The sequence below is a fragment of the Allosalinactinospora lopnorensis genome (assembly GCF_000981225.1).
GTDB lineage: Bacteria > Actinomycetota > Actinomycetes > Streptosporangiales > Streptosporangiaceae > Allosalinactinospora > Allosalinactinospora lopnorensis.
Map to the genome: position 1 here is coordinate 1 of NZ_LAJC01000049.1, position 16,257 is coordinate 16,257.

The 16,257-nt window shown below is 68.9% G+C and carries 12 protein-coding genes and 2 pseudogenes; 6 read left to right on the forward strand and 8 right to left on the reverse strand.

Annotation, left to right across the window (positions count from 1 at the left end; translation table 11 throughout):
• Positions 1-343 precede the first annotated feature (343 nt).
• From rpsT to VS93_RS33070, 3 genes are all read right to left on the reverse strand, one after another.
• Positions 344-613, reverse strand: a complete 270-nt coding sequence (gene rpsT, locus VS93_RS17395) for a 30S ribosomal protein S20 (protein WP_046470971.1) — start codon at positions 611-613, stop codon at positions 344-346.
• A gap of 202 nt (positions 614-815) precedes the next feature.
• Complete coding sequence (locus tag VS93_RS33065) at positions 816-1,490, reverse strand: hypothetical protein (RefSeq protein ID WP_338022761.1); 675 nt, start codon at positions 1,488-1,490, stop codon at positions 816-818.
• A complete protein-coding gene (locus tag VS93_RS33070) occupies positions 1,430-1,870 on the reverse strand; it encodes a hypothetical protein (protein ID WP_338022762.1) in 441 nt (146 codons plus the stop codon). The genes VS93_RS33065 and VS93_RS33070 overlap by 61 nt, the downstream gene beginning before the upstream one ends.
• 179 nt (positions 1,871-2,049) lie before the next feature.
• On the opposite strand from VS93_RS33070, the pseudogene lepA reads away from it, so the two are divergent.
• A pseudogene (lepA, locus tag VS93_RS17405) lies at positions 2,050-3,890 on the forward strand (translation elongation factor 4).
• A gap of 33 nt (positions 3,891-3,923) precedes the next feature.
• On the opposite strand, the gene VS93_RS17410 reads toward lepA, so the two are convergent.
• The 4 genes from VS93_RS17410 to VS93_RS17425 all read right to left on the reverse strand — a co-directional run bounded on the left by VS93_RS17410 (position 3,924) and on the right by VS93_RS17425 (position 9,439).
• Positions 3,924-4,796, reverse strand: coding sequence for a sugar ABC transporter permease (locus VS93_RS17410; RefSeq protein ID WP_046470972.1), 873 nt, complete (start codon positions 4,794-4,796; stop codon positions 3,924-3,926).
• A complete protein-coding gene (locus tag VS93_RS17415; protein WP_046470973.1) occupies positions 4,796-6,412 on the reverse strand; it encodes an ABC transporter permease subunit in 1,617 nt (538 codons plus the stop codon). Before VS93_RS17415 ends, VS93_RS17410 begins: the two co-directional genes overlap by 1 nt.
• A gap of 3 nt (positions 6,413-6,415) precedes the next feature.
• Positions 6,416-7,642, reverse strand: a complete 1,227-nt coding sequence (locus VS93_RS17420) for a sugar ABC transporter substrate-binding protein (RefSeq protein ID WP_046470974.1) — start codon at positions 7,640-7,642, stop codon at positions 6,416-6,418.
• 198 nt (positions 7,643-7,840) lie between these two features.
• On the reverse strand, positions 7,841-9,439 hold the full coding sequence (locus tag VS93_RS17425) for a glycoside hydrolase family 13 protein (RefSeq protein WP_046471002.1): 1,599 nt from the start codon (positions 9,437-9,439) through the stop codon (positions 7,841-7,843).
• A gap of 95 nt (positions 9,440-9,534) precedes the next feature.
• Here VS93_RS17425 and VS93_RS17430 point away from each other — a divergent pair, with 95 nt between their 5' ends.
• The 5 genes and pseudogenes from VS93_RS17430 to VS93_RS17450 all read left to right on the forward strand — a co-directional run bounded on the left by VS93_RS17430 (position 9,535) and on the right by VS93_RS17450 (position 15,599).
• A complete protein-coding gene (locus VS93_RS17430; RefSeq protein ID WP_173434317.1) occupies positions 9,535-10,566 on the forward strand; it encodes a LacI family DNA-binding transcriptional regulator in 1,032 nt (343 codons plus the stop codon).
• A 196-nt stretch (positions 10,567-10,762) separates the two neighbouring features.
• Positions 10,763-11,316: pseudogene (locus tag VS93_RS17435) on the forward strand (MOSC domain-containing protein).
• 442 nt (positions 11,317-11,758) lie between these two features.
• Entirely contained in the window at positions 11,759-12,535 is a 777-nt protein-coding gene (locus tag VS93_RS17440) for an aspartate/glutamate racemase family protein (RefSeq protein WP_046470975.1), read from the forward strand.
• Positions 12,536-12,547: 12 nt separating this feature from the next.
• Entirely contained in the window at positions 12,548-14,056 is a 1,509-nt protein-coding gene (locus tag VS93_RS17445) for an NCS1 family transporter (protein WP_046470976.1), read from the forward strand.
• A gap of 49 nt (positions 14,057-14,105) precedes the next feature.
• Positions 14,106-15,599, forward strand: coding sequence for an NCS1 family nucleobase:cation symporter-1 (locus VS93_RS17450; protein WP_046470977.1), 1,494 nt, complete (start codon positions 14,106-14,108; stop codon positions 15,597-15,599).
• A gap of 185 nt (positions 15,600-15,784) precedes the next feature.
• On the opposite strand, the gene VS93_RS17455 is transcribed toward VS93_RS17450, so the two are convergent.
• Positions 15,785-16,159, reverse strand: a complete 375-nt coding sequence (locus VS93_RS17455) for a hypothetical protein (RefSeq protein ID WP_156184896.1) — start codon at positions 16,157-16,159, stop codon at positions 15,785-15,787.
• Positions 16,160-16,257: the final 98 nt, after the last annotated feature.

The following is a 16,257-nucleotide window of genomic DNA, read 5'->3' on the forward strand; positions in this document are numbered from 1 at the left end:
CGCGCGGGCGGGGAGGGGGCGGCGGGCGCGGGCGGCTCGGTGAGCGCCTGCAGCCGCCGCCGTGCTGTGTCATCGGAGGGGCGCGGGGACCGATGCGAACGCGACATGCGCACCACGCTAGGGATCCGCCGCGCATTGAGTCAGCGCGGATTCCTCGGCTGTGGACATCCCTCAGGGAAGCGCGGGGCGCGGTCCCCGACGTCTCGGACCGGAGCCTCTTCCGGGGCCGCGCTCCGCGGGAGGCGGGTCTCCCGCAATGGCGGGTGAACGCCTTCAGCGCACACGAAGACCGGCCCCGGCCGGAGTGCGGCGGGGCCGGTCAACGACGGGAAGGACGAACCGTTCAGGCCGCCTGCGCCTTGGTCAGGCGCTTGGCCATGCGGCTCTTGCGGTTGGCGGCCTGGTTCTTGTGAATGACGCCCTTGCTCACGGCCTTGTCGAGCTGCCGCGCGGCGGCGCGCTGCCGCTCGACGGCCTGCTCGGTGTTCCCGGCCTCCGCAGCTTCACGGAACCTGCGGACGGCGGTCTTCAGAGAGGACTTCACCGACTTGTTGCGCATGTGGCGCTTTTGGTTCTGCAGGTTGCGCTTCTTCTGCGACTTGATGTTCGCCATGCGAAATCGTGCTCCAGTTACCTTCGATCAATGCGCCGACGGCTCGGACCCGCACCGCGGGCAGCCGATCCGCGGGAAGGCCGGTCGAGAGTCGACGCTGGGTGTGCGAGTTCTGAGGGCTCAGAACTGAACGTGGAACGTCCAAGACACGGACTTCCATTATGCATCCGTCCGCGGACCACTCGCGCCCGTCCCGGAAACGTCAGCGCTGCGGATTCAGCCAGCCGTCGGTGAGAGCGGCCCAGTCCTCCTCGCCCGTGTCGTCGAGCACGTAGACCGCCAGCCCGACACCGGCGCCGTCGCGGCGGCCGTGGTCGGTCAGGCCGAGCCGGATCCCTCTGGCGGCCGTCTCGACGCTTTCGGCGGAGGACACCGGAGCCCAGTTCTCGCTCTGGTAGGACGGCACGCCGAAGCGGACCGCCGGACCGCTCCCGTCCTGCCCGTCCTCCGCGTCCTCGGCCCCACCGTTGCCGGACAGCGGCTCCAGCGCCGCGAGCGACTCCTTGGTCTGGCGCACCATGAAACCGCCGTACAGCGACGACACCGGCATCCCGGTCCCGTGCCCCGGGACCACCACCACATCCGCGTGTTCGGCGACCCTCCTCAGGTACCCCTTCGACCAGTACTTCTCCTCGCGGGCTACGACGAAGGAGGGGATCCGGGCGCCGGACACCGGCTCCACGTGCTGGGCCTGCACCGACAGCACCGCATCGTCGCCGATCTCCTCCCGTGTCCGTTCCAGCAGGTCGGGCAGTGACGGATCGTTCGTGGTGACCGGGCTGATCGCGAGATGGACGCCGTCGAAACCGGCCTCCGTCACCTCTCCCGCCGACGCGGCGACGGCGTCGCGGGCGGGTTCTGCGAACCGGTCCCGCACGAGCGAGGAGCCTCGGTGGAGTGGTCCATCCAGCCGAGTACGTCCACATCCGGGATCTCCTCCTCGGCCCAGCCGAGGAACGCGCCGGCCGCAGCGTAGTCGGCGGGGTCGCTCTCCCCGGCGGCGTCGATGTCGCCGACGTGCACGTACAGTTCGGTGAGCTCGCCCTCCTCGATCCGCGGTACCAGGGCGGCGAAGTCCTCCTCGTCCTTCTCGCCATTGACCCAGGCGCCGCTGAGCCAGGCCGCGTTCTCTCCCTGGGAGGCCGCCCACGGAGCCGGGTCACCCGAGAACTGCATGCCCAGCAGGGCGCCCGCTCCCACGGCGACGACCAGAAGCGCCGCAAGACCCGCGAGGATTCGTTTGAGCAGCCACGTCACCAGATGTCTCCCGCTTCCCGGTACCTCGCATAGCCTGATACGTGCCGTGTGTCCCGTTCCCGCGAGGGCCGCGCCTTCGCGCGGGACATGGGACCATGGACGCCGAATCCGCCTGAGAGCCACGCTCGCCGCAGCATCTCACACCCCAGTCCGCCCGAGAGAAACGTGAACGGAGCACGGTGCCACAGCCAAACCGGACCGATCCCGCGCTGATCCGCAACTTCTGCATCATCGCGCACATCGATCATGGCAAGTCGACGCTGGCCGACCGCATGCTCCAGCTGACCGGAGTCGTCGATGACCGCCGGATGCGCGAACAGTACCTCGACCGGATGGACATTGAGCGCGAGCGCGGCATCACCATCAAGTCGCAGGCGGTGCGGCTGCCGTTCACCGCGCTGGACGACGTCACCTACGCCCTGAACCTCATCGACACCCCCGGCCACGTCGACTTCAGCTACGAGGTGTCGCGCTCACTGGCCGCGTGCGAGGGCGCGATCCTGCTCGTCGACGCCGCCCAGGGGATCGAGGCGCAGACGCTGGCGAACCTCTACATGGCGCTTGAGCACGACCTCGCGATCCTGCCGGTGCTCAACAAGATCGATCTGCCGGCGGCCCAGCCGGAGAAGTACGCCGCCGAGCTGGCCGGCATCATCGGCTGCGAGCCCTCCGACGTGCTCAAGGTCAGCGCCAAGACCGGCGAGGGCGTGGAGGAGCTGCTCAACGAGCTCGTGGGTCAGGTGCCTGCGCCCGTCGGCGCCCCCGATGCGCCCGCCCGCGCCATGATCTTCGACTCGGTGTACGACACCTACCGCGGCGTCGTCACCTACGTCCGGGTCATCGACGGCCGGCTCAGTGCCCGCGAGCGCATCGAGATGATGTCCAGCCGCGCCACCCACGAGACACTGGAGGTCGGCGTCATCTCGCCGGAGCCCACGAAGGTCCCCGGCCTGGGGGTCGGCGAGGTCGGCTACATCATCACCGGTGTGAAGGACGTCCGGCAGTCGAGGGTCGGCGACACCATCACCTCGGCGAACCGGGGCGCCACCGAGATGCTTCCCGGGTACCGGGACCCCAAGCCGATGGTGTTCTCGGGGCTGTACCCGATCGACGGCTCGGACTACCCGGTGCTGCGCGACGCCCTGGAGAAGCTGCAGCTCAACGACGCCGCTCTGGTGTTCGAGCCGGAGACGTCGGCGGCATTGGGCTTCGGGTTCCGCTGCGGTTTCCTCGGCCTGCTGCACCTGGAGATCACCCGGGCCCGGCTGGAGCGCGAGTTCGGCCTCGACCTCATCTCCACCGCGCCCAACGTCTCTACGACGTGTTCATGGAGGACGGCGAGCAACACACGGTGACCAATCCCAGCGAGTTCCCCGAGGGCAAGATCGGCGAGATCCACGAGCCAATCGTCAGGGCCACCCTGCTGTCTCCCTCCGAGTTCGTCGGACCGATCATGGAGCTGTGCCAGGGGCGCCGCGGCAGCCTCCAGGGCATGGACTACCTGTCCGAGGACCGCGTGGAGATGCGGTACACGCTGCCGCTCGCCGAGATCGTGTTCGATTTCTTCGACCAGCTCAAGTCGCGCACCAAGGGCTATGCCTCCCTCGACTACGAGCCCTCGGGAGACCAGGTCGCCGACCTGGTCAAGGTGGACATTCTGCTGCAGGGCGAGACCGTGGACGCGTTCTCCGCGATCGTGCACAAGGAGAAGGCCTACGCCTACGGCGTCGAGATGACCAAGAAGCTCCGCGAGCTCATCCCGCGCCAGCAGTTCGAGGTACCGGTCCAGGCGGCCATCGGTTCGCGCGTGATCGCGCGCGAGAACATCCGCGCCATCCGCAAGGACGTCCTTTCCAAGTGCTACGGCGGCGACATCAGCCGTAAGCGCAAGCTGCTGGAGAAGCAGAAGGAAGGGAAGAAAAAGATGAAGATGGTGGGCCGGGTGGAAGTGCCCCAGGAGGCCTTCATCTCAGCGCTCTCCACCGACGACAGCGGTGAGAAGGACACGAAGAAGAAGTAGCCCCCCGCCCCGCTTCGGGCGGGGGGCTGAGGGCTATCCCTTGACCGCTCCGCTGGTCAGGCCTTCCACGATGAACCGCTGCAGCCCCCAGAACACCGCCAGCACCGGGACCGCGAGCAGCAGCGTGCCCGCGGAGAACAGCCCGAAGTTGGCGTTGCGGTTCTCGGCGACCATCCCGTACAGACCGAGCGCGACGGTCTGGGAGCCCGGATCCCGCAGGAACACGCTGGCCATCAGGAACTCGTTGATGGTGGCGATGAACACCAGCAGCCCGACGATCGCGAGCACCGGGGTCACCAGCGGCAGCATGATCCGGAAGAAGACCTGGGCGTGCGTGGCCCCGTCCACCCGGGCGGACTCGTCCAGTTCCTTGGGGACGGTGTCGAAGAAGCCCTTCATCAGCCAGGTGTTGATGCTCAGCGCGCCCCCGAGGTAGACGAGCATCAGCCCCCAGTGGGTGTTGAAACCGATCTTCGGCCAGTAGTCGGTGACGGCGGCGAACATCAGATAGATCGCCACGATCGCGAGGAACTGCGGGAACATCTGGATGACCAGCAGGCCGTGCAGCCCGAACCGCCGGCCGGCGAACCGGAAGCGGCTGAACACGTAGGCGGCGAGCGCCGACAGCAGCACCGTCGCAGCGGCGTTGGTCACCGCGATCACCACGGAGTTGAGGTACCACCGGGGGTAGCGGGTCTCGGTGAGCAGGTCGGCGAAGTTGCCCAGCCCGGCTCCCGCCGGGACGAGCTGGGAGCTGTTCAGGGTGCCCAGTGGATTCAGCGCCGCGGAGACCACGAACAGGATCGGGAAGAGCGCGAACGCCAGCACGGCCCACATGACGAGGTGGCGCCAGCCGTCGCGGCGGGCCCACAGCAGTGTGCGTCGGTTCAGCAGCGGCCTGACCATCAGTTGTGCACCTCTTCCAGGGACTTGCTCCGCCGGAGGGCCACGACGGAGATCAGCGTCACGATCATGAAGATGAACACCGAGACCGCGGCCGCGTACCCGTACTGCGCTCCGGCCTCGCCGAACGCGAGCCGGTAGGTGTAGGTGATGAGGAGGTCGGTGGCGCCTGCCATGGGGTTGTCCGTGGGGAAGGGCCCGCCCTCGGTGGTGAGCCAAACGGCGTTGAAGTTGTTGAAGTTGAACGCGAACGTCGCGACGAGGATGGGCAGCATCGCGACCATCAGCAGTGGAAAGGTGACCGTACGGAACGCCTGCCAGGCGCCCGCGCCGTCGATCCGCGCGGCCTGGACGAGTTCCCGGGGGATCGCCTGCAGCGCACCGGTGGCCACCAGGAACATGTACGGGAAGCCGAGCCACAGGTTGACCAGCAGCACCGCGGCGCGGGCGGTCCAGGGGTCGCCGAACCAGTCCAGATCCCAGCCGAGAAGCCGGTTGAGCAGGCCGTAGTCGGCGTTGAACATGTCCCGCCACAGCAGGAACATCGCGAACGAGGGCATGGCGTAGGGCAGTACCACCAGGAGCCGGTACGTCGTCCGCCCGCGGAGGCGGTGCCGGGTGTGCAGGGTGAGCGCGACCGCGAGTCCGAGCGCGAACACCAGCGCCGTGGTCCCGGCGGCGAACCCGAGGTTCCAGGTCAGGATGGACAGGAACGAGGAGCCGAGGGTGGGGTCGGTGAGGAAGCGGACGAAGTTGTCGAGGCCGACACCGACCTTCCAGCCCTGCGACACCCGTTGCCCGTCCTCGGCGTAGAAGCCGCCCCGTTCGTTGTCAGCGGTGAAGACCTGGCCGCTGTCGGTGTCGGTGACGCAGTCGCAGCCCGCGTCGTAGACCCGGCCGGCCTCGCCCTCGTAGGCGGTGGACAGCCCGCTGGAGCGGATCCCGGAGCCGGGGCCGGTCGGGACGGCGAACTCCTCGACCTCGCCGCTGCGCCGGTTGACCTCGCCGGGGGCGAGGATCGTGTACCCGCCGGCCTCGGTGATCTTCCCGGAGTCCTCGACGGTCGCGTTCCGCAGGGGAGCGAGCCCCTCATCGGTGCCGGCGTATGCGCTGCCGTCCGGGCCGGTGAGCAGGAACACCAGGTCGCCCGTGTCGGCGTCGCCCCTGGCCGCGACGGTGAGCGTGTAGTCCGCCGAATCGGCGGTGCGGGACACCGAGGTCGCCTCGATCCCGGCGATCGCCTGTTCCTTGGTTCCCCGGTGGCCGTCGCCGTAGTTCGTCACCGAGGTGCCGACCGTGTAGAGCACCGGGATGACCTGGAAGGCGACGAGGAGCAGGGTGCCGGGCAGCAGGTACTTGGCGGGGACGGTGCGCTTGGAGAGGTAGACGTGGAAGATCAGCGCCGTCACCGCCACGACGGTGGCCACACCGATCCACCTGCCCTCTGCGTACAGGGGGAAGACCGCCCACAGCCCCACCGCCGCGGCCAGGCCCAGCATGCCGATCTTGGCGATCTGGCCGGGCAGTGAACCGTCGGGGGCCAGGGCGCCGCCGGGGAGCGGCGGGGCGGAGGAGGCCCGTGACGAGGCGCCCTTGTCGTTGCCGTACTGGGAGACCACCGGTCAGCCGATCTCGTTCGCGATGGTCTTCTCAGCGGCCCTGAGCGCGTTCTCCGGATCCGCCCCGCCGATGATCGACGCCTGCGCCTTTCCCATGGGGTCCCAGACGGAGGCCATCTGCGGGATGGCCGGCATCGGCTCCGCGTTCTCACCGGCTTCGGCCATCTTGGCCAGATCGGGGTCCTCCACCTGGTCGTGGGCCGAGCCCAGGGAGGGCGGAAGCGGCTCGGCGTCGTAGAAGGCGGCGGCGACGTCGGGGTCGGTCATGTGGTTGGTCACGAACTCCTCCGCCAGCACCTTGTTCTCGCCGCCGGAGGCGACGTAGCAGACCTGGGCGCCGAGGAACGGGCGCGCCTCTTCGGCGCCCTCGAAGCCGGGGACGGGGGAGATGTCGTAGTCGATCCCCGACTTCCTGATCTCGTTGAGGTCCCAGGGGCCGGTGATGAAGTACGGAGCGTCGCCGTCGGCGAACAGCGCGAGAGCGTTCTGGTTGCCGACCGAGCGCTTCAGCGCGCCCTCGCCCTCCTCCCCCAGCTCGGCGATCCTCTCCATGGCCTCGATCGACTCGGGGGTGCCGACACCGAGGTCGGTCGGGTCGTGGTCGCCGTGCTCGTCCTGCCCGAACAGGTAGCCGCCGCCGGAGGTGTATAAGGGGTGGAGGTGGTAGGGGTCGCCGTTCTGTCCCACCATCACCGACAGGATCTCGGCGGTGTCGCCCTCCTCCTTGAGGGCGGAGCCGGTCTCCACGAGCTCCTCGATGCTCTCCGGTGCGTCGGGGGCGAGCTCGGTGTTGCGGACGAGCATCAGGCTCTCGGTGGCGTAGGGGAAGCCGTAGACCTGCCCTTCGTAGCTGGCGGCCTCAAGAGCGGTCTCGTCGAGGTCATCGATCGTCTCGCCGGGGAGCTGGACGGGATCGACGGCGTTGTTCTGGACCAGGTTCCCGATCCAGTCGTGTGCGCCGATGAGGACATCGGGGCCGGAGCCGGCTTCGTGCGCGGTGACGAAATTGGCCTGCAGCTCGTCGTTGGGGAGGGCCTGAAGATCGACGCCGACCCCGTTGGCCTCGCCGAATTCCGCGGCGAAAGGTTCAAGGACGTCGACCCGCTCCTCGCTTGCCCAGACGACCATGCCGGCGGGCGCCTCTGTGCCGTCGTCGTTGCCGCCGCACGCGGTGGCGGTGAGCGCGAGGGTCGCGGTGCCCGCGAGGACACCAACACTGCGGAACTTCATGACTCTCCCTCTCGGTGCGCAGATGTGCTGTGTCCCCCCGCGGCACAGCCGTCCTGGATGTGCGGGTGTGACGTTAACAAGATTGCGCAACTTTTGAAAGAGTTTGCAGTCCCGTTCCGTCATTCTCCGGAAACATCCGAAGTGTTCGGCGCGCGCCGGGACAGCGAAGGACCGGCGGGGCCCCGTCCCGCGCCGGATTCAGACCCGCAGCCACACCGCCGTGTCCGGAGGAAGGGACAAGGGGGCGCGATCGCCGGACCGAGGCTCACTGGAGAGCAGCACCTCGCCGTGCAGGGGAATCTCCACCGCCTGCTCGCTGAGGTTCACCGCGCACACGAAACCCGCGCCGCGCCCGAAGATCAGCACATCGGAGGGAGCCTCCAGCCAGGTGAGCGAAGAGGGCGCGGTGTTGTGCAGTCCGCGGCGCAACCGGAGCGCCGCGGTGTACAGCGACAGGGTCGAATCCGGGTCCGCCCGCTGCGCGGCACGGGTGAGCGAGCGCCACTCCTCGGGCACCGGCAGCCACGGTTCCGCGTCCGCCGGGCCGAACCCGAACGGGGGTTCCTCGCCTTCCCACGGCAGCGGGACCCGGCAGCCGTCCCTTCCGCGCCGGGTACGCCCCGAACGCTCCCACGTGGGGTCCTGCAGCGCCTCTTCGGGCAGGTCGGTGACCTCCGGAAGGCCCAGTTCCTCCCCCTGGTACAGGTAGGCCGAGCCGGGCAGCGCGAGCGTGAGCAGGGCGGCGGCGCGGGCCCGCCGCAGTCCGGTGCCGCCGTCGCCGAACCGGGTGACGTGCCGGGGCACGTCGTGGTTGGACAGTACCCAGGTCGTCGTCGCACCGACATCGCCGTTGGCCGCCAGCGATCGGTCGATGACACCGCGCAGCGCAGCCGCGTCCCAGGGCGCGACCAGGTACTCGAAGTTGAAGGCCTGGTGCAGCTCGCCGGGACGCAGGTAGCGCGCGACCCGCTGGGCGTCCTCCACCCACGCCTCCGCGACCAGTGCCCGGTCGCCCGGGTAGGAGGCGGCGATCGCGTTCCACCGCCGGTAGATGTCGTGCACGCCGTCCTGGTCGAAGTAGGGCAGCCGGGTGCTGCCGTCGAGCAGGTCGGCTCGCTGGCCGGGCGCGATGTCGGGTAGAGCGGGGTCCTTCACCAGGCCGTGCGCGACGTCGACCCGGAAGCCGTCGACACCGCGGTCCAGCCAGAAACGCAGCACGTCCTCGAACTCCTCGTGCACCTCCGGGTTGGACCAGTCGAGGTCGGGCTGCTCGGCGTCGAACAGATGCAGGTACCACTCCTCGGGAGTGCCATCGGGTCGCTTGAGCCGGGTCCAGGCCGGGCCGCCGAAGATCGACTGCCAGTTGTTGGGCGGTTCGTCTCCGCCGGGGCCCTTGCCGGGGCGGAAGATGTAGCGCGCCCGCTCCGGGTTGCCGGGTTCGGACTCCACGGCCGCCCGGAACCAGCGGTGCGCCGAAGAGGTGTGGTTCGGCACGACGTCGATGATCACCCGCAGTCCGAGGTCGTGCGCGCTCGCGATCAGGGAGTCGAAGTCGGCCAGGGTGCCGAAGCGCGGGTCCACGTCGCGGTAGTCGGCCACGTCGTAGCCGCCGTCGGCCAGCGGCGACACATAGAAGGGGGTCAGCCAGACCGCGTCGACGCCCAGAGCCGCGAGTTCCGGGAGGCGCCGGCGCACGCCCGTCAGGTCTCCCTCCCCGTCGCCGTCGGAATCGGCGAAGCTCCGGACATAGACCTGGTAGATGACGGCGCTGTGCCACCACTCGGACTTCGGCTGCATCAAGAGGTCCTCCCGTGTCATCTTGCGCAAATTCTTGCGAGAGATTATCTCAGGTTTGCAGAAAGCAGCGGATGACCTTCGCTACAGTGCCTTACATGGGTCCACGACTGGCCGACATCGCCCGGCACGCAGGCGTGAGCGAGGCGACGGTTTCCCGGGTACTGAACGACAAACCGGGTGTCGGGGGAGAGACGCGCAGAACCGTCCTGGCCGCTCTGGACGTTCTGGGCTATGAGCGCCCCGCTCGGCTCAGGCGGCGGTCCGCGGGCCTGGTCGGCATGGTGGTCCCGGAACTGGAGAACCCCGTCTTCCCGGTCTTCGCCCAGGCGGCCGAGACCGCGCTGGCCCAGCGCGGCTACGTTCCCGTTCTGTGCTCCCAGAGCCCCGGCGGGATCATCGAGGACGACTACGTCGAACTGCTGCTGGAGCGCAATGTCTCCGGGATCATCTTCGTCTCCGGACTGCACGCCGACTCCACGGACGACCACGGCCGCTACCGCGAGCTGCTCGCGCGGCGGCTACCGATCGTGCTGGTCAACGGGTATGCCGAAGATATCCAGGCCCCGTTCATCTCCTGCGACGACCACGAGGCCAGCCGGCTCGCGGTCGACCACCTGGCGGCCCTGGGGCACACCCGCATAGGTTTCACCAGCGGCCCCGAGCGCAAGGTGCCGGTGCACCGCAAACTGGAGGGCTTCAGGCAGGCGATGGCGCGGAACGGCCTGCCGGACGAGGAGATGGTGGAGCTTTCCATGTTCGGGGTCGAGGGCGGACACGCCGCGGCCTTCCGGCTGCTGGAGCGCGGAGCGACCGCCATGGTCTGCGGCTCCGACCTCATGGCGCTCGGGGCGATCCGGGCGGCGCGGCAGCGGGGACTGTCCGTCCCGCGCGACTTCTCCGCGGTGGGCTTCGACGACTCCCCGCTCATCGCGTTCACCGACCCGCCGCTGACAACGGTCCGCCAGCCCGTCCAGTCCATGGCGATGGCCGCGGTGCGTACCATCTGCGACGAGATCGCCGGGAACGAGGTATCGCGCGCCGAGTTCATGTTCGCGCCCGAACTCGTGGTGCGCGGCTCCACCGGGGTGGCCTCCGCGGCGGAGGCGGACGCGCTGCGGGCGCTCTGAGGCCCCGGGCTCCCGCCGGGCGGCTCTTGCGTCCCGGTGCGCACCCGCTCCGCCCGACCGGATCGGGAGCGGCTACTCTGCCCCTGTGGTGGAAGCGAGGCCCGGTAGCGGCATCCTGCGGTCGGTGAACGTCGGCGCCGTCGTCGAGGCGCCGTGGGCGGGCGACCTGGGCAGGACGGCGATCGACAAGCGGCCGGTGAAGGGCCGGGCCGGTGTCACGACGAGCGGGGTCGCGGGGGACAGCCAGGCCGACCGGGCCCACCACGGCGGGGCCGACCAGGCCGTCTACGCCTATGCCCGCGAGGACCTGGACCTGTGGCAGGAGCGGCTCGGCCGCCCGCTCGACGACGGCGTGTTCGGCGAGAACCTGACCACTTCCGACCTCGATGTCAGCGGTGCCTCATCGGGGAGCGCTGGCGTATCGGCGGCACCGTGCTCGAAGCCACCCTGCCCCGCACACCGTGTGGGGTGTTCCAGGCGTGGCTGCGGCGGTCCGGCTGGGTCAGGCGCTTCACCGAAGACGGCCGCACCGGCGTCTACCTGCGCGTCCTCTCCGAGGGGACGGTCGCCGCCGGAGACGCGATCATTGTCGAGTACCGGCCCGACCACGGGATCACCGTCATGAGCGCGTTCCGGGCCGGATACGACCGCGACCTCGCCCTGCTGCGCCGCGTCCTGGAGATCCCGGGCCGAGCCGACAAGTGGCGCGACACCGCCGCCAGGGTCGAGAGGCAGCTTCGCCGAGGCTGATACCGCGGACTGACACCCGCCTCCTCGCCCAGGGGCGTCCGCCGTACCGGGGCCGGTTGGTTCTACCCGCCGGGCACTGAAGCGACCGGTAGGCCGGGTCCGGCGCGATCCGGTACGGGGGGCCGTGCGACCGGAAACGACCGGAAAGAGGACGGGCCGGCTCGCCGCGCCGCAGAGGGAATCCGCGTTCACGCTCGCCGGAGCGGTGCCGTTGCCGGGGCGGTGGCGAGAACCCGGCAAGCGGACGTTACCCCTGTTAAATGCACGCAGACATCATGTGAAGCTATTGCTTTATAGTCGATAAATATATAACTTCACACCATGTTCTATGTCTCACATCCCCCGGTCGGCCGGCTACGGACGGGCGGACGAGTCCCCTGCTGACCAGTCAGAGGCCATTCGTGCGACCCGACAATACATTCCGCATTACGGAAGAGGCTCGATGCGCATCCTGCTGGTCAATGTCAACACCACGAGTTCGGTGACCGACGCGATCGCCGCCCGGGCGCGCGCCGCGGCCCGGCCCGGGACGGAGATCGAGGGACTGACGCCGTTCTTCGGCCCCGAGTCGGTCGAGGGGAACTTCGAGAGCTACCTGGCCGCGGTCGCCGTGATGGACCGCGTCCTGACCTACGACGGGTCCTACGATGCGGTGATCCAGGCCGGATTCGGCGAGCACGGCCGCGAGGGCCTGCAGGAACTGTGCGACGTCCCCGTCGTCGACCTCACCGACGCGGCCGCGCACCTCGCCTGCCTCCTGGGCCACCGCTTCTCGGTGGTGACCAGCCTCGACCGCACCGTGCCGCAGATCGAGGACCGGCTCAGGCTGGCAGGGCTGGACGGGCGGTGCGCGTCGGTCCGCGCCAGCGGGCTCGGCGTCCTCGACCTGGAGCGGGATCACGCCGCCGCGATCAGCGCCATTGCCGAGCAGGCCCGACTGGCGGTGGACCGGGACGGCGCCGAGGTCATCTGCCTGGGCTGCGGCGGGATGGCCGGACTGGACAGCGAAGTGCGTTCCGCGGCGGGCGCCCCGGTCGTCGATGGCGTCGCCGCGGCGGTCGCGCTCGCGGAGTCGCTCGTGGGCCTCGGCCTCACCACCAGCAAGGTGCGCGCCTACACCCGACCGCGCCCCAAGACCGTGTCGGGCTGGCCGCTGAGCACGGCACTCGGGAGCCGGCCGCCCTCCTCACTCGAGGCCGCCCATCCCTCCAGAGACTAGGAGACATCCCCCATGGAGCCGTCCCCGCCTCCCCAAGCCCAGAGACAGCCGGCCAACCACCTCCTCGAAGAGTCCATCCTGCCGACCTGGCTCACACAGCGGCCGATCTCGCTGTGGGGGTTCGTCTGGATCTGGATCGGCCTCGCGGTCGTCATCGTCACCTTCCAGTACGGTGCCAACGGCGTCGAGGGCGGGTTCTCACTGCCGACCGTGATGCTCATCGTGCTGACCGCGACCATGACCCTGTCCGTGATCATGACCATGACCGCTGACATCGGGACCGAGCACGGGCTGTCGTTCGCGGTGTTCCTCCGGGCGCCCTTCGGGGCCGTCGGCACCCACTTCCCCTCGGTGTCGCGCGGGATCGTGGCGGCCTGCTGGTTCGGGATACAGACCTACCTCGGCGCCCTGGCCATCAACGGGCTGGTCGAGTACTGGACGGGGTTCAGCTCCTGGCCGCTGTGGTATGCGGTGTTCCTGATCGTGCAGGTGGTGAATGTCGCCCTCGGCATCAAAGCCGTGGAGAAGCTGGCCTCCGTCGCGGCGCCGTGCATCCTCGCCATATCGATCTGGATGTACTACACGCTTGAGGACATCGCCCAGCTCGAGGGGCGGAACATCTGGACGTTCGCCGGCGACGGGGACATGTCACTGGTCGCGCTGTTCCTCATCAACATGGTCGTGTGGGCGCCGCTCGCCGTCGACATCCCCAACATCACCCGGTTCGTCGCGACGGTCCCCGGAGAGCGCCGGTTCCTGCGCCGCAACCGCACCATCCTGGTGGCCCAGTTCTTCGTCCTTCCCGTCATGCAGGCCTGGATCGCGTTCATCGGCGCGGTCTCGTTCATCGTCACGGGCCACTGGAATCCGATCGACGTCATCCAGGGCGAGAGCACGGGGGTGGTGCTCGCGGTGCTGCTCGTGATGATCATCCTCGCCCAGTGGTCGACCAACACGGCGGCCAACGTGGTCCCCGCCGCGCTCAACTTCGTCAACGCAGCAGCGCCCTACCTCTCCTACCGGATGGGCGTGCTCCTCGCCGGCGTCGCCGGAACCGCCGTCATGCCGTGGCTGCTGCTGGAGAACCTGTTCACCTTCCTCAGCTACTACGGGGGTTTCATCGCGGCGATCGCCGGGATCATGATCGCCGACTACTACGTGCTGCGCCGCCGCCGGGTGAACGTTCCGCACCTCTACCGCAACGACGGCCAGTACCGGTACATGCGCGGATTCAACCCGGCCGCCCTCATCGCGTGGTTCACCGCCTCCATCGCGGCCCTGTGGCAGCTGGACTACGCCTACATCATCGGCTTCCCGATCGCCTTCGTGGTGTACCTGGTGCTGATGAAGACCTGGATCCTGCCGCGCTTCCCGCAGGCCGAGATCGACGCCGGCCAATCCGATGACTTCCTGGCCACCAGTGCCGGAAGGAACTGGGTCTACGACCCGGAGAGCCGCGGTTTCCTCCGCGTCCCGACGGAGGAGCTCGCCGACCGCGCGACCGGCCGCGAGGACATCTGAGCCTCCGGCCCTCCTTCATCCCGCCATCTCCCAACCCACAGGGGCGACCGTGCACGACGACCAGTCCACCCAGAACACCGGGCGGACCCCGCCCGACGACCCGCTCGCCGTCCACACCATCGATCCCACGCTGTACAACGCCGACCTCGCACCGCTACCGCACCGGAAGCGCAAGTGGGGGTCGTTCGAGATCTTCAACGTGTGGTCCAACGACATCCAGAGCCTCTTCGGCTACACGCTCGCCGCGACGCTGTTCATCTCCTACGGCCTCAACGGCTGGGCGGTGTTCGCGGGGATCGTCCTCGCCGGGTTCATCGTGATGTTCCTGGTCAACCTGACCGGCAAACCGAGCGTGAAGTACGGCATCCCGTACCCGGTGATGGCCCGTGCGAGCATGGGGGTCCGCGGCGCGCAGTTCCCTGCGCTGGTCCGCGGCATCGTCGCCATCTTCTGGTACGGGGTGCAGACCTACTTCGCCTCGACCGCGATCGCGCTGCTCATCACCGCCGTGTTCGGCGCCGGAAGCGAGGCCACGTTCCTCGGCATGTCGGCCGTCGGATGGCTCTCCTACCTCATCGTCGCGGTGTTCCAGCTCGCTCTCTTCCTGCGCGGCATCGACTGGGTCACCAGGTACCTGAACTGGGCCGGTCCCATGGTCTACGTGGTCATGATCGCCCTCATGGCGGCCATCTGGTTCCAGGCCGGGGGAGGACTGCTCAGCGAGCTCGGGGCCGTCTTCGCCGGCGGCGGGGACTACGACGGCGGACCGGTCGCCGCGTTCGTCGCGATCGTCGGCACGATGGTCGCCTACTTCGCGGCGGTCATCATCAACTACGGCGACTTCTCGCGCTTCGTCAAGACCGAGTCGAAGATGAAGCGCGGCAACCTGCTCGGCCTCCCGGTCAGCCTCGCGCTCTTCTCGTTCCTCGCTCTGGTCATCACGGCCGGCACCAGCGTGCTCTACGGGGAGGCGCTGACCAACCCCGCGGACATCGTGGAGCGGGTCGACAACATCTGGCTGACGGTCGTCGCCGCGCTGACCTTCTTCATCGCCACCGTTGGCATCAACCTCGTGGCGAACTTCATCCCGCCGGCCTACGACCTCGCCAACATGATGCCCGCGAAGATCAGCGCCCGTACGGGCGGCATCATCACGGCGGTGATCGCGTTCGTCATCGGCGGGCTGTGGGTCTCCTTCATCAGCAACATCGGAATCGACGCGTTCGTCGACACGCTGGGAGCCGTCCTGGCGCCGCTCTACGGCATCATGGTCGTCGACTACTATCTGCTCCGCCGCCAGCGCCTCAACGTCCAGGACCTGTTCTCCGCCGCGCCGGAGGGCGAGTACTACTACTCCAAGGGGTGGAACCGGCGGGCGCTCGGCGCGTTCGCGATCCCCGCGGTCTTCTCCATGGCAACGGTGTGGGTCCCTGCACTGGAGGCCCTTTCGGGATTCGCCTGGCTCATCGGCGCGGCCTTCGGCGCGCTCCTGCACTACGCGCTCATGAGCCTGGGCGCGAAACCCGCCGTTCCGGCGCGGTGAGCACGGGCGCCGCGAGCGCTGTGCAGAGCCCGCGCCCCGCCCGCTGTGGGACCGCAGGAGCCGGACCTCTCGGAGCTCTCTCGCGGTCCCACTCGCCACATCCCCCGGCCCAACGCCGTTCGGCCGGGGAGCGGTCGGGGCCGTGACGTCGAGGGCGGCTGTGCGGGCGGTCCGGCCGGGGCCGGTCAACCGCCCCACGAGTCCTTCGGCGCCTTCCCCTCCTGGAGGTTGACGAAGCACTCGGCGTTGCCGCCCTCGTCGACGGTCTCCTCGGAGATCACTTCGCCGTCGACGGTGATGCGGCAAGTGGTGCCCTCCTCGGCCTCGCTGACGCTGAGGTCGTTGAACCCGAACCCGACATTGGCGGCCTCCCGCCACGGAAGCGTCCGGCTTTCGGCCTCCGAGTCCTCCTGACCGGAGAAGCCCCCCGCCACCTTGGCGCTGCCGGGGCCGTCCACTTCCATCTCCACCTCCCAGGTCTGCCCCAGGAGGGAACACGCTGACAGCCCCGCAGCCAGGACGGGCACAGCGATCAGCGCGAATGACGTACGTACCAGCATGCGGTCCTCCATTGGGCTCGGCGGTCACCACGGTCAGAAGTGGTGCGGGACAAATACTGGAGGAGGAGGCGCGGGGGAACATCCGCCGTCCGGCCGGT